Here is a 14,642-nt window from a genome sequence, read left to right as displayed (position 1 = left end):
GATGAAGAAAAAAACGCTGATGGTGCACGGAGGAATTACGGGAGATGAAAAAACAGGAGCGGTTTCCGTACCGATTTATCAAGTAAGCACGTACCGGCAGCCGAAAGCGGGCGAGCACACGGGTTATGAATATTCAAGAACGGCCAATCCGACGCGGACGGCGCTTGAAAGCTTAATTGCGGAGCTTGAAGGCGGCGCGGCGGGATATGCGTTCGGCTCAGGCATGGCTGCGATTACTGCCGTCATGATGCTGTTTGACAGCGGCGATCATGTTATTTTGACGGATGATGTATACGGCGGCACTTACCGGGTGATGACAGGTGTGCTGAACCGCTTCGGTATTGAAGCGGACTTTGTTGATACGAGCAGTGAAGAAAAAGTCAAAAAGGCCATTCGCCCGAATACGAAAGCCATTTATATCGAAACACCGACAAACCCGCTATTGAAAGTGACTGACCTCAAACTGATGTCTGACATCGCAAAAGAAGCGGGCGTATTGCTTATCGTCGATAATACGTTTTACACGCCGTATTTCCAGCAGCCGCTCAGCTTCGGCGCGGACATCGTGCTTCACAGCGCAACAAAATATCTCGGCGGCCACAGCGATGTCGTCGGCGGCTTAGTTGTGACGGCTGATAAAGAGCTCGGTGAAAAGCTTCATTACGTGCAAAACTCAACGGGCGGCGTTTTAGGACCGCAGGATTCATGGCTTTTAATGAGAGGCATTAAAACACTGGGACTCAGAATGGATGCCATCAATCACAGCGCCGGGAAAATCGCCGAGCTGCTTGAAGCGCATGATGCCGTTCAGACGCTCTACTATCCGGGATCAGCGAAACATCCGGGCCATGAGCTGACAAAAGCGCAAAGCTCCGGTTTCGGCGGAATGATTTCCTTTGATATCGGCAGCAGTGAACGCGTCGACGCGTTTTTAGAAAAATTGAACCTGTTTACAATCGCTGAAAGCTTAGGAGCGGTTGAAAGCTTAATCTCCGTGCCGTCCAGAATGACGCACGCTTCGATCCCGCGCGACCGCCGGCTTGCGCTTGGCATTACCGACGGGCTCGTACGGATCTCAGTCGGTATTGAGGATACTGAGGATTTAACGGCGGATGTGAAACAGGCGCTTGATTCCCTTTTATAAAGAATGGATAGATTTACATTCTCTGTCGGCTGTCAGCTTGTATTATAATGTTGGTAGACTATAAAACTGGCAGGTGACCTTATATGGAGAAGAAAAGACTGAAATCATTAATAGAAGATTTTAAGCATTACGCATTTATTCTGCTTGCAGTCAGCACCTTCATTTATATCGGCGCGGTTCTTCCCGGACAAGGGCTGACTGCGGGCCAGAAAATGCTGATGTTTGTAACGGATTGTGCATTTTTAGCGGGCGCTTATTTCTGCGTTGACCGTTCACTTATTTATAAAAAGAGGCTGGAAGAGGCCGATGAATAAAAAAAGCCATTGTCTTTTGACAATGGCTTTTTCATTTCTTATTCAGACGGGGTTTCGCGTAATTCTTTTCCCATTCCTTTTAAAAACTGCAGCCCGAAGCCGAGCGCGCGGTTAATATCAGGATCACCGACGGCTTTCATCAGTTCAAACATACTGACTTTCCTGTCCTCTTTTAAAAATCTTTGCGCCTGATCCGTCCCGGCCATGGCGCTTTCTAAAAGTCTGCCCATAAATTCGGGATCAGCTTTTGACAGCGCGCCTCCCGCGGCCATCATCGTATTCAGAAGATTGGTGACAGGTTCCCGGGAAATCTGTCCGAGTGCGATTTTGGCAATCTCCTCTTTTGCCTGGAGCATATAGCCGGCGGCATCAAAAACGCCCAAGCCATTCAGCTCTGCCATAATAGACATCGTTTTCGCGACGGCTTCTTCATTTTCTGCGAGAAGCGTCTTCAGTTCTTCCAGTTTTTCAGCTTTCAGCTGTTCCTCTGTTTTCGTTTCTTTTTGAATTTCAGTAATTGGGCTTGCCATAATTATAATGTTTCCTCCTTTCCTTAATCAGTTAAGTGCACATAGCCCGGACGGTTCCATTTTCGCTGAGCTTCCACACCGTTTTGCGGATGACGTTTTTTGTTCCGCGGATTCGTTTTCGGAAGCGGCGGTGTATCACAGGAACCGAGCACTTCCATGCGGACTTTTGTCTGTTTATAGGCAGGTGTATGTGTCCGTGAATCATACGCAGGCCCGGTCAGGAAATTAATCGCAGAATCTTTATCTGTAGAGTTCATCGGCAGATAAAGCTCATTTGCGCGGACACGGTCTGTCACAAGCGCATTCAATTTAACCGCCCCAAAAGGAGAGACGAGCCGGATCATTGTTCCATCGCAAATTCCGCGTTCAGCCGCGAGCTCCGGCGATACTTCAACAAATACATCCGGCACTTTAGACTGAATGCCCTTCGATTTGTTTGTCATGTTTCCTTCGTGGAAATGTTCAAGCATCCGTCCGTTGTTAATATGCAGGTCATATTCTTCAGGGAATACGGCAGGCTCCACCCAATCGCTCAGCGCAAAACGGGCTTTTTTGTCCGGGAAGTTAAAGCCGTCTTCATAAAGAAGCTGAGTGCTTTCTCCCGTAAAGCTTCCCCACAGGAAGCTGTTCCAGCCGCTAAGAACGTCGTAGCTTGCTTTTCCGAACAGCGGAGAAAGGCTTGCCATTTCTGAGAAAATGTCGCTTGGATGCGTGTAATTCCAATCAGCGCCTAAACGATTGGCGACTTCCTGAATAATCCACCAGTCGGGTTTGGCATCGCCGAGTGTCGGAAGCGCCTGATACAATCTTTGCACACGACGCTCTGTGTTTGTAAATGTTCCGTCTTTTTCAAGAGATGGAACCGCAGGCAGGATGACATCCGCGTATTGCGCCGTTCTTGAAAGGAAAATATCCTGCACAACAAAGAAATCAAGGCTGGATAAAATGTCATGAACATGGTTGGCGTTTGAATCGACGAGCGCCATATCTTCACCGACAAGATACATGGCTTTCATGTTTCCTTCTTCAATCGCATGGAGCATTTCGATATTATCAAGACCCGGCTTGCCGTCAATTTCAACACCGTAAGCTTTTTCGAATTTAGCGCGTGCCGCATCATCGGTAATATGCTGATACCCCGGAAGCCAGCCTGGAAGAGTTCCCATATCGCAAGCGCCTTGAACGTTGTTATGTCCCCGCAGCGGATAGGCTCCGGCGCCCGGGCGGCGGTAGTTTCCTGTGGCAAGCAGCAGATTGGAAATCGCCGCTGATGTATCAGAGCCGCCTGTATTCTGGGTAACGCCCATGCCCCAAAGAACACAAGTGCCGTCTGCATCACGAATCATTTCGGCAATGCGGATGATCGTATCCTGAGAAAGTCCGGTGATGCGCTCCGCATATTCTAATGTATACTTTTTCAGTGTTTCTTTATAATCTTCAAAGTAGTTGACATTCTCATCAATAAACGCTTGATCGTGCCAGCCTTGGTCAATCATATATTTTGTCACTGCCATGAGCCAGACTTGGTCAGTCCCTTGTTTCGGGCTGATAAAGAGGTCGGACCGTTCAGCCATTTCATTTCTGCGCAGATCGGCAACAATTAATTTTTGTCCGTGCAGCTTATGGGCGCGTTTCACGCGTGTAGCCAGAACCGGATGTCCTTCCGCCGGATTGGCGCCGACGATGAGCACGAGGCCCGCTTTTGCGATATCTTTAATTGTGCCGGCGTCACCGCCCATACCGACTGTGCGGAATAAGCCGTCCGTTGCCGGTGACTGGCAGTAGCGTGAACAGTTATCCACGTTGTTGGTTTCAAATACTTGACGCGCTAATTTTTGAATAACGTAGTTGTCTTCATTCGTAATTTTAGAAGAAGAAATAAAACCGACAGAACCATTTCCGTGTTCGGCCTTGATCGAACCGAGTCTTGAAGCGACAAGATCAAGAGCTTCTTCCCATGACGATTCAACAAATGCGCCGTTTTTCCGGATAAGCGGTTTTGTAATTCGTTCTTCCGAATTCACGAAGTCCCAGCCGAACTTCCCTTTCACACAAGTGGAAATCGCGTTAACCGGAGCATCGGAAACAGGCTGAATTTTAAGGATGTCACGGCCTTTTGTCCATACTTCAAAAGAGCATCCGACGCCGCAGAACGTGCAGACTGTTTTTGTTTTTTCGTCCGTTTATCGCGCATAGCCGCTTCCACTTCTGACACGGCGAAGATGCTTGTATAGTCGGGTTCAACATTTTTCACTAAATCAATCATCGGTTCCATGACATCTTCTTTTATTCCTGTCATAAATCCGGCTTGGCCGAGCATTGATTTTTCCATCAGTGCGTTACAAGGGCAGACAGTGACACATTGGCCGCAGCTGACGCAGGATGATTCATTAATGGCGACGCCTTCATCCCAAATGACCCGCGGGCGGTCGCGCTCCCAATCAATTGAAAGGGTCTCATTCACCTGAAGGTTTTGACACACTTCCACACATTGGCCGCAGGCGATGCATTGGTTCGGATCATAGCGGTAAAACGGGTGAGACATATCAACCGCGGACTTTGAATCATCTTTCGGCGTATACGGATATTTCTGATGCTCAATTCCCATCATTTCCGCTGTATTATGCAGTGTGCAGTTGCCGTTGTTGTTATCGCATACCGTACAGTAAAGCAGGTGATTCTCGAGCAGGCGGTCCATGGCCTCTGTCTGAGCCTCTTTTACCCTTCCCGACGTAAGCGAGATGGACATCCCGTTTTCTGCAGCCGTGGAACAAGAGCGCTGCAATTTCCCGTTTACTTCAACAATACAGGTGTCACATGTTTGAATCGGATCTACTTCCGGTACATGGCATATTTGCGGAATCTCAATGCCGTTTTGGTTTAAAATATCTAAAATCTTAGACCCCTCTGGTGCTTCATACTCCGTGCCGTCAATTTTGACACGGATAGACTGAACGTCTGTCACTTCCAATTCCCCTCCATCTTTTAAACTCGAAAAAAGCCATGCACATAGATACCGGCCTCCTGTCCGGAGAACGGTATAAATACGCATGGCGGAATAGTTCACTAGCAAGTCTTACTAACAGACCAATCCTATTTGTATAAAACGATAGACTCGTAACACGTTTCCTATTACAAATCCATCTTCACTGCTTTTATTATAAGGTGATATTTATTATAATACAATACGAAAGGAAAACTTTAACCAGGTGAAATGTCAAAAAGGGGAACCGGGAATGTCTTTCATAGGCTGAAATCGGAGGGGACAATATGTCTAAAAAAATTCATGAATTTAACGATATTATCCGGAAATTGCGCAAAGAATTATTTGGAAAGGGGCCGGAACGAATTCATACCGTTTTTGTGGATAACATGGCGGTATCAACGCTTTACGGCAATCTAAGCGCAAGTGAGCAGTTTATCGCACGCACGCCTGAAGGAAGAGAAATGGTTCATGCAGCGCGGACCAGCTTAATTCAGGAACTGTATTCAAAACAAACGCCTGACGGAATGGAAGAGCTCATCGGAGCAAAGCTCGTGCATCTGTTTTCAGACATCAAGATCGAAGAGAATATTGCGGTGTCTGTATTTGTCTTTGACCGAACCATTGAAGAGCGCCGTGAAGAAATCAAAAGCTGAAAAAAATTCAATTGACACGAAATTGTCACATTTGATATGATATGAACTGCCAGCAGTGGCTTAAGGACGATTTTTTTATGGAATGTGTGCATGATCTGTACATTTTCTATAGCTAATATTTTCATTCTGCTTGATATTGTTGTATGGGTATGCATACAAGTTAGGCAGCATTCAAACCCGTTTTAGACGGGCTGTTTGAATGCTGCCTTTTTTGTTAGGCGTCTTTGGAAACTGCGGGCTGAAATGATAAATGGAGGGGTTATTATGGCTTTTCGTAAACCGGACGAAATAGCGGAGCTTGCGGTCGAATCAGGGGTAAAAAAGGTGCATTCACCGCTTTCAGCACTGATTGTATTAGGATTTTTGGGAGGAGCGTTTATCGCACTCGGTTATTTGCTTGATATCCGTGTCATCGGCGACCTTCCGAAAGAATGGGGAAGCCTGTCGAGTTTAATCGGGGCGTCCGTGTTTCCCATCGGATTGGTGCTCGTCGTTCTTGCCGGCGCGGAGCTGATTACGGGAAATATGATGTCGGTATCTATGGCGCTGTTTTCCAGAAGAATATCCGCCGGTGCATTAGTGAAAAATTGGGTGATCGTGACGTTGATGAATCTTGTCGGCGCACTGTTTGTCGCGTACTTTTTCGGACATGTTGTCGGATTAACCGAAACAGGACCTTACTTGGAAAAAACGATTGCGGTCGCACAAGGCAAATTGGATATGCCGTTTGGAAAAGTCATTGTTTCGGCGATCGGCTGTAACTGGCTTGTCTGTTTGGCCGTCTGGCTTTCTTTCGGCGCAGAAGACGGAGCCGGAAAAATCGCGGGTATATGGTTTCCGATTATGGCGTTTGTCGCAATTGGTTTTCAGCACGTTGTAGCCAATATGTTTATCATCCCGGCTGCGATATTTGCAGGCTCTTTTTCGTGGGGTGATCTGATTGGCAATCTCATTCCGGCCTTTATCGGGAATGTAATCGGCGGGGCAGTGTTTGTCGGCCTTATTTATTTTATTGCATATTCAAAAAAAGATCAGAAAAAGCAAGGGATGAAAAGAGTTTCCTGAGGTAAGAAAGATGCCGGAAAACACGGACAATTGAAGCGGAATGCCAGCACATTTTCCGTCCAAATCTTGAAAAAAATGTTTACAAAATGGAATCTGATGGATATACTTACAAAGTAAGAAAAAGCAAAGGGAGGTTGAATCACATGACGACGTTAAACGGCAATCAAAATTTACAATTGAACCGATTCAGCCTGTGGAAGAGTTCGTGTCCTTCCTTAACCTCTGCCCGTCAAGCACGTTAATTTCGGAGTATCAGGACATTCGCAGCTCCCCGCAGGGAAAGAAGCACGTCTTCTTTTGTCTGCGGATTTAGTCTGCCCGCAGCGCATATGAAGTTTGCTGCGGGTTATTTTCGCTTGTGCGGATATTGAAAGGGGGTGAGCGATAATGACCATTAATCTTTTCTTTTTAACACTGACCATTTCAAAGCGTTTTAAAAGTGCGGAAGAGTATGAACGAGAACAGCAGGTCGAAGAGTTTTATAATGAAGCGAAAGAACGCCAGCTGAAACACTTTTATATGAACTGAACGGACACGAAGGGCCAAAACGGAGGAGAAGGAGGAGATCATCATGTTCAGAATTGAACTGCTGAATCATTACACAATGGAGAAGGACCAGGTTTAGCGAGGATGTTGCTGTCACGTCGCAGACGGCCTGCATACCATGGTAAAGAAAGAAAAATTGGTAAGCGGGTGATAGCATGCAAGGCGGTCAGAACAGAATTCCATCCATCGGGCACGGGTATGCGTCAATGCCCCATTCATTTAAACACGGCTACGGCAACCCGTATCGCCGGCAGAGAATGGCGGCGCTTTCCCGGCAGACAAGATATACAGCACCGTATTATTGGTACTAGAGCAGGCGGAAAACCTACGTTTTCCGTCTTTTTTTATGAAAACAAATATAAATTTCAAATAAATCGAAACGTTCATGAAGAGAAGTGCGTCTAGTTAGTACCTCATACTAATACGAGGTAATATTATTTCTGAATAATAAATCACAGGAATGGAAAAGCGGGTGTTATACAATGTTGCAACATACATCTTCAGCATTAAAACGAATGCGCGCGAAATACTTTGCTGCATCAGAACCGGCAGAGTCAGTCATTCAGCAAATCTTGATGGACATACAGGAATACGACCGCATTTTGGAAATCGGGACCGGAAACGGCTCAATGTTTAAACAAATCATCGGACAGCTTGAAAAGGGCAGTCTTAAAAGCATAGAAACATCGAAACGTAAAATACGGAAAACACAGCGCGCAAACCGTTCGGTTATAAAAGCCGGGCTCGGAAACATTCAGCAGGGGAGGCCTGAAAACTTACCGTTCCGCGATCGCAGCTTTCATAAAGTTTTCTCATTACATACTGCTGAAACAGTCAGCGATTACCGGACAGCATGTAAAGAAGTGTACCGCGTTCTTCAAATTGACGGATGTTTCTATATGGTTTTGAAACCTTCGCGGATGAGTGAGAAGGATGTGATTCAGGTGCTCTATGATCAGCATTTCAGAGACATTTCAGTTGTCAGCAGAGATTCATTCCATTTTATTACTGCCATTAAATAGAATATTTCTTGGGAAATAAAAAGAGCTGCTTAAGTCACTGCAGCTCTTTTTGTGAAATTGGGCATATTTCCTTATTTTTGGTTATTTCACATCTATTTTATATTAAAAAAAGTTTTTTCTTATACAATGGTAATCAGATGACCGTACATTTTAAATATTTTGAACAAACGGAATGAATATTCATTCCGCGTTTAGAAAGGGGGATGAAATGACAGCTTCAAACAAGGTTGAACTCATTATGAAAGCGTCGCTTACTTTGTTTACAGATAGAGGATTTGACGCCACGACGATTCCGATGATTGCCGCTCAGGCCGATGTCGGAACCGGCACAATCTACCGTTACTTTGACAGCAAAGAGACACTTGTGAACGTACTGTATCAGGAAAGTGCGCAGCGTTTTATGAAAAAAGTCAAAACGGACTTTCAGGGTATCTCTGTAAGAGAAGGGTTTCATCACCTGTTTTATTGTCTGATTGATTTTACGAAGGAAAGTGAGTATGCATTGTTTTTTCTTGAAACGAATAAGGACGCCTACTTTCTGAATGAAACGAGCCGTAAGCTTCTTGATGAAATAACACAGATGCTTGACGTCTTTTTTCAGCGCGGCAAGTCTGAAGGTGTGCTCCGCAATCTGCCGTCCAATGTGCTGATGGCGCTGCTGCTCGGGGCATATCTCAAACTCTATCAGCTTATCCGGACGGGAAGCGTCGAAATAACAAAACCGTTTCTGAAAGAATTGGAACAATGTTCTTGGGATGCCATCAGAACTCATTAATTATTCGCCGAAGGAAGGAAGATCGATATGAAACAGCTAAGCGCTATACCGCAGCCGAAAACATACGGACCTCTGAAAAATCTCCCTCACTTGGAAAAAGAAAAACTGTCACAATCGCTCTGGAAAATTGCCGAAGAATACGGCCCGATCTTTCGTTTTGAATTTCCGAGCTCTGTCGGGGTCTTCGTCTCAGGCCGCGAGCTCGCGGCAGAAGTGTGCGATGAAAAGCGATTTGATAAAAACCTCAGCAAAGCCTTGCTGAAAGTCCGGGAGTTTGGCGGTGACGGACTATTTACGAGCTGGACTCACGAAAAGAATTGGCAGAAAGCGCATCGGATTTTATTGCCGAGCTTCAGCCAGAAGGCGATGAAAGGCTATCATTCAATGATGCTTGATATTGCCATGCAGCTCGTGCAGAAGTGGAGCAGATTAAATCCGAATGAAGAAATTGACGTTGCCGAAGATATGACGCGTCTGACGCTGGATACAATCGGCCTGTGCGGATTTCATTACCGCTTTAACAGCTTTTACCGCGACACACAGCATCCTTTTATCACAAGTATGCTTCGTGCGCTGCAGGAGGCAATGCGCCAATCGCAGAGACACAGCCTGCAGGACAAGCTGATGATCAAAACGAGACATCAGTTCCAGCAGGATATTGAAGAGATGAATTCGCTTGTAGACCGGATCATCGCTGAGCGGAGGGAAAATCCGGATGAGAATCTGTCTGATCTTTTAGCATTGATGCTTGAAGCGAAAGATCCTGTAACAGGGGAAAGGCTGGATGATGAGAATATCCGTTATCAAATCATTACCTTTTTGATCGCGGGGCATGAAACCACAAGCGGGCTGCTTTCTTTTGCGATATACTGCCTGCTGAAAAATAAAGATAAATTGAAAAAAGCCGTTCAGGAAGCCGAGCGGGTGCTGACGGGAGAGACACCTGAATATAAGCAGATTCAGCAGCTGACATATATCCGCATGGTGTTGAACGAGACTTTGCGGCTGTATCCGACTGCCCCGGCATTTTCCCTGTACGCGAAAGAAGATACGGTTCTCGGCGGGAAATATCCGATTGCGAAGGGACAGCCGGTGACGATTCTGACTCCGCAGCTGCACCGGGATAAAAGCGCGTGGGGAGAAGATGCCGAGTTATTCCGTCCGGAAAGGTTCAGCGATCCCGCGGCAATTCCGGCTGATGCGTATAAGCCGTTCGGAAACGGACAGCGCGCATGCATCGGGATGCAGTTTGCCCTGCAGGAAGCGACAATGGTGCTCGGCCTTGTCCTTAAACACTTTGAACTGATTGATCATACTGATTATGAGCTTACGATTAAAGAAGCTTTAACCATTAAGCCCGGTGATTTTAAAATCCGTGTGAAAAACAAGGATGTGTCCAATCAGCAGTCCGCACAAAACCATAAAGCTGAAGGCAGCGGTCACAAAGAAGAAACGACAGAAATACCGTCCCACGGAACGCCGCTTCTCATTCTTTACGGTTCAAATTTAGGAACTGCGGAAGGAATCGCGGAAGAGCTGGCTGACATCGGCAGAAGCAAAGGATTTTCAACTGAAACCGGCCCGCTCGATGATTATGCAGGGAAACTGCCTGTAAAAGGCGCAGTCGTTATTGTGACGGCTTCTTATAACGGGGCGCCGCCTGATAATGCGGCGGGCTTTGTGAAATGGATGGAAACCCTTGAAGATCAGGAATTAAAGGGTGTTTCTTACGCTGTCTTCGGCTGCGGAGACCGCAACTGGGCCGCCACTTACCAGAGGATCCCCCGCCTGATAGACAAAGTGCTTGAAGAAAAAGGGGCAAAACGGCTGACTTCTATCGGGGAGGGCGACAATGCCGATGATTTTGAGTACAGTCAGGAAGCCTGGGAAGACTCATTCTGGAAGGACATCATGAAGGCTTTTCATATAGAGGCCGCTCCAAAACAGGCAAACAAATCACAGTTATCAATCGAATACGTAAGTGAAGCAGCCGAGACGCCGATTGCCAAAACGTACAAAGCATTTGAGGCGGAAGTCATCACAAACAAAGAGCTTCATACCGAAAGCAGCAAGCGTTCAGTCCGGCATATTGAGCTGCGTCTCCCGAAAACCGAAACGTATCGGGAAGGAGACCATCTCGGGGTGCTTCCGCAAAACAGCGGGGAACTGATCAGCCGTGTCATTCGCCGATTCGGTCTTGATCCGAACCAGCACTTTAAGATCAAGGGCCGGCAGCTGCCTCATCTGCCGATGGACCGGCCGGTTAATGCGCCGGAGCTTTTGGCGTCATATGTAGAGCTGCAGGAACCGGCAACGAGAGCCCAGCTTCGCGAACTTGCCGCCTATACCGTGTGCCCGCCGCACCAAAAAGAATTGGAGCATCTTTATTCTGACGATGCGGCATATAAAGAAAACGTGCTGAAAAAACGAATGACCATGCTGGACCTGCTGGAAGATTATCCGGCTTGTGAACTGCCGTTTGAGCGCTTTTTAGAACTTCTGCCGTCCTTAAAGGCGCGCTATTATTCAATCTCAAGCTCACCGAAGGCAAACAAAAGGGAGCTCAGTATCACGGTCGGCGTTGTGACGGCTCCGGCGTGGAGCGGCCGGGGAGAATACAGGGGCGTGGCTTCGAACTATTTAGCCGGATTACAAAATGGCGATTCTGCCGTCTGTTTCATCCGCTCGCCGCAGTCGGGTTTCGCATTGCCTGAAAATACGAAAACGCCTCTCATTATGATCGGAGCAGGCACCGGAATTGCACCGTTCAGGGGATTTATCCAGGCGCGGGCAGCAGAAAAAATGTCCGGTAACAGCCTGGGCGAAGCTCATTTATACTTCGGCTGCAGACATCCTGAAGAAGACGATCTGTACAAAGATGAATTCGACCATGCGGAGAAAAACGGCCTTGTCACCGTGCATCGGGCGTATTCCAGATTAGATCAGGACTGTAAAGTTTACGTACAGGATGTCCTGCTTCGCGAGGCTGCACAGATTATTGCGCTTCTTGACCAAGGCGGCCATCTCTATATATGCGGAGACGGAAGCAAAATGGCTCCGGCTGTCGAAAATGTACTGCTTCAGGCGTATGAAAAGGTGCATAACACTGATTCAAAAGTTTCCTCGAATTGGCTTGAACAGCTGCAGGCGGAAGGAAGATATGCGAAAGATGTTTGGGCAGGTGTGTAACAGAAGCGTAAGGCAATTGAAGATTGTGTTTTAATTGAAGAAAGCCGGCACGATATTTGAAATCTACTGAATCAAAAGGAATAGTTATAGGGAGTATCGTGCCGGCCTTATCTTTAGTATCGGACAAAAGACACAAATCTTTAATGTTTTTATTGATTTACATGCAGGCGGCTATGTCCCTTTTTTCTGAATTCCGCCAGAAATAAAACCGGATAAGACAGCAATAGCAAAACCGAAATAAATGAAATGATACCGATCCAATGAAAATGCGTCCAAAAGAAACCGCCGCAAGACCCGGCCACGCTTGACCCGATATAGTATGCAAGCAGATATAATGAAGAGGCTTGCGCGCGCTGATCACCGGCTGCGCGGCCGACCCAGGCGCTTGCGATCGAATGTGCGCCGAAAAAGCCGAAGGTAAAGACGGCAATCCCCGCGATTTTAAGGGCAAGCTGGGGCAAAAGTGTCACCGCTGCACCGGCCAGCATAACAAAAATCGCAATCTTAATCATTTTTGCACTTCCGAAAAGGTCCGCTTTTTTCCCCATATAGACAGAGCTGAACGTTCCCGCGAGATAGACAATAAAAATAAAACCGATCACAGTCTGTGACAAATGATAAGGGGCCGCCATTAAATGAAAGCCGATATAATTATATAATGTCACAAAACTCCCCATTAATATAAATCCCAGAGATATTAACAAAAGCAGCCGTTTGCGGTGTAGAACCGCTCCGTATTCCTTACATGCCGCTTTTACGCCCGCATGCCGCTGAGATGAATGGCGCGGAGCCGGAAGAAAACGCCAAAACAAATAGCTTAATACAATAGAAAGAATGCCGATAATGGCAAGCGCCGGCCGCCAGCCGAATACATCAGTCAGAAGCCCCGTTAACAGCCTGCCGCTCATTCCCCCGATGCTTGTGCCGCTGATATATAAGCCCATCATTTTCCCGAGGCCCTTCGGATCAAACTCCTCGCCTACATATGTCATAGCGACAGCAGGAACGCCTGCCAGAAAAATACCGAGCAGCCCCCTCATCGCCAAAAGCGCCGGAAAAGCCGGACTGAACGCTGTTAATAGACCTAAAACAGAAGTAGCTGTTAACGACAGCACCATTAATTTTTTTCTGCCGAATCCGTCAGACAACGAAGCAGCGGCCAATAATGAAAATGCCAAAACGGCTGTTGAGATGGATAAAGTTAAGCTGGCAGCCGCAGCGGAAATATGAAACTCTTCCGAAAACAAAGGCATAAGCGGCTGTGTCGTGTAAAGCGTGGCAAATGTCACAAAGCCGCTGATAAACAGAGCCAAGCTGGCCTTCCTGTAAGCCTTTGTATGAGGCTGAATAAACGTCATGAATGTCCCTCTTTTCTCACTGTTGGTTATATATGTATCGTACGCTTTTCATTTCAATGTGTCTAATTTATAATAACTATAGAATTAATGCGTGTAAGTTATGAAGAAAGGGGAGAAGGAGAAAATGGAGCTTCATCAAATTGACAACTTCATTGCGGCGGCAACTCATCAGCATTTCACAAACGCGGCAAAAGAAAGGATGATTTCTCAGCCGGCATTAAGCCGATCGATTATCAGGCTCGAAGAAGAATTAGGCGCGCCGTTATTTTACAGAGAGACAAAAGCCGTCCGGCTGACAAGGCACGGAGAGCAGTTCTTAATAAAAGCAAAACAAGCGAGACGAGCTTTAAATGAAGGCGTTGAACAAGTGAAAAAAAATATGAGCCTGGAACACGGCGAAATATCTGTATCTTTTCTTCATACGCTCGGGCTGCGCTTGATGCCTCAGCTGATTGCCGAATTTAAAAAGCTATACCCAAACGTGACCTTCCGGCTTTATCAAGGCGCAAATGAAACGCTTCGCAAAATGGTGGAAACGGGAGATGCGGATATCTGTCTCAGCTCTCCGCCGCTTCCAAGCGAGCTTTTACAATGGACGGTGCTGGAGAAAGAGCCTCTTTATGCGGTGCTTCCTGAGAACCACCCGCTTGCAGGAAATAAAAGCATTCAAATGAAAGAGATGCAGGACGAGGATTTTGTCGGATTTAAACCGGGATACGGGCTGAGGTATATGTTTGATCTGATGTGCCAGGATTTGAATATACACCCGCATCTCGCATTTGAAGGAGAGGAAGTGTCAACCATATTAGGGCTGACCGCCGCGGGTCTTGGGGCTGCAGTGCTGCCGAAAACCGCGGAGCATTCATACTTTCCGGTCGTTTTTCTCCCGGTTGCAGATTACCAATGCGAACGCACCATAGCGTTAGCCCAGTTAAAAAACCATGCTCTCTCTCCCGCTGCTGAGCGTTTTAAACAGTTTGCACTTGATTATTACAAAGGACGCAACTGAGCGGTCATTTTATTAAAATCGAAGTTGAAAATAAAGCAGAAAGAAATACAG

General features: G+C 46.7%; 12 protein-coding genes and 1 pseudogene. 10 read left to right on the top strand and 3 right to left on the bottom strand.

What is annotated here, in order from left to right; all coding sequences use genetic code 11:
- The first annotated feature begins 1 nt into the window (after position 1).
- Both D368_RS12720 and D368_RS12715 read left to right on the top strand, forming a co-directional pair.
- Positions 2-1,144, top strand: a complete 1,143-nt coding sequence (locus D368_RS12720) for a bifunctional cystathionine gamma-lyase/homocysteine desulfhydrase (protein WP_003152778.1) — start codon at positions 2-4, stop codon at positions 1,142-1,144.
- Between the two features lie 83 nt (positions 1,145-1,227).
- A complete protein-coding gene (locus D368_RS12715) occupies positions 1,228-1,458 on the top strand; it encodes a YrhC family protein (RefSeq protein WP_013353003.1) in 231 nt (76 codons plus the stop codon).
- 38 nt (positions 1,459-1,496) lie between these two features.
- On the opposite strand, the gene D368_RS12710 is transcribed toward D368_RS12715, so the two are convergent.
- Both D368_RS12710 and fdhF read right to left on the bottom strand, forming a co-directional pair.
- Entirely contained in the window at positions 1,497-1,988 is a 492-nt protein-coding gene (locus D368_RS12710) for a helical membrane plugin domain-containing protein (RefSeq protein WP_071391569.1), read from the bottom strand.
- A 23-nt stretch (positions 1,989-2,011) separates the two neighbouring features.
- Positions 2,012-4,953 (bottom strand): annotated as a pseudogene (gene fdhF / locus D368_RS12705) (formate dehydrogenase subunit alpha).
- A 305-nt stretch (positions 4,954-5,258) separates the two neighbouring features.
- On the opposite strand from fdhF, the gene D368_RS12700 reads away from it, so the two are divergent.
- The 7 genes from D368_RS12700 (at position 5,259) to D368_RS12670 (ending at position 12,224) form a co-directional block, all read left to right on the top strand.
- On the top strand, positions 5,259-5,627 hold the full coding sequence (locus D368_RS12700; RefSeq protein WP_003152783.1) for a Na-translocating system protein MpsC family protein: 369 nt from the start codon (positions 5,259-5,261) through the stop codon (positions 5,625-5,627).
- 264 nt (positions 5,628-5,891) lie between these two features.
- Positions 5,892-6,692: a formate/nitrite transporter family protein gene (locus D368_RS12695; RefSeq protein ID WP_007408225.1), complete on the top strand. Its 801-nt coding sequence runs from the start codon at positions 5,892-5,894 to the stop codon at positions 6,690-6,692.
- A gap of 387 nt (positions 6,693-7,079) precedes the next feature.
- Positions 7,080-7,220: a YrzI family small protein gene (locus D368_RS12685; protein ID WP_003152787.1), complete on the top strand. Its 141-nt coding sequence runs from the start codon at positions 7,080-7,082 to the stop codon at positions 7,218-7,220.
- Positions 7,221-7,393: 173 nt separating this feature from the next.
- Complete coding sequence (locus tag D368_RS20175) at positions 7,394-7,549, top strand: hypothetical protein (RefSeq protein ID WP_162988639.1); 156 nt, start codon at positions 7,394-7,396, stop codon at positions 7,547-7,549.
- Between the two features lie 171 nt (positions 7,550-7,720).
- Positions 7,721-8,260, top strand: a complete 540-nt coding sequence (locus D368_RS12680) for a class I SAM-dependent methyltransferase (RefSeq protein ID WP_071391570.1) — start codon at positions 7,721-7,723, stop codon at positions 8,258-8,260.
- A 208-nt stretch (positions 8,261-8,468) separates the two neighbouring features.
- Positions 8,469-9,035, top strand: a complete 567-nt coding sequence (locus D368_RS12675; RefSeq protein WP_003152789.1) for a TetR/AcrR family transcriptional regulator — start codon at positions 8,469-8,471, stop codon at positions 9,033-9,035.
- Between the two features lie 27 nt (positions 9,036-9,062).
- Positions 9,063-12,224 (top strand): bifunctional cytochrome P450/NADPH--P450 reductase, encoded by a 3,162-nt coding sequence (locus D368_RS12670; RefSeq protein WP_101562299.1) that lies wholly within the window; start codon positions 9,063-9,065, stop codon positions 12,222-12,224.
- A gap of 149 nt (positions 12,225-12,373) precedes the next feature.
- On the opposite strand, the gene D368_RS12665 is transcribed toward D368_RS12670, so the two are convergent.
- On the bottom strand, positions 12,374-13,582 hold the full coding sequence (locus D368_RS12665; RefSeq protein ID WP_071391572.1) for an MFS transporter: 1,209 nt from the start codon (positions 13,580-13,582) through the stop codon (positions 12,374-12,376).
- Between the two features lie 124 nt (positions 13,583-13,706).
- On the opposite strand from D368_RS12665, the gene D368_RS12660 reads away from it, so the two are divergent.
- Entirely contained in the window at positions 13,707-14,591 is an 885-nt protein-coding gene (locus tag D368_RS12660; RefSeq protein WP_101562298.1) for a LysR family transcriptional regulator, read from the top strand.
- The last annotated feature ends 51 nt before the right edge of the window (positions 14,592-14,642 follow it).

This window comes from Paenibacillus lentimorbus NRRL B-30488, assembly GCF_000411595.1.
GTDB classification, from domain to species: domain Bacteria; phylum Bacillota; class Bacilli; order Bacillales; family Bacillaceae; genus Bacillus; species Bacillus velezensis.
Note: the sequence above shows the minus strand (reverse complement) of the source record. Positions and strands in the feature narration are given on the sequence as shown.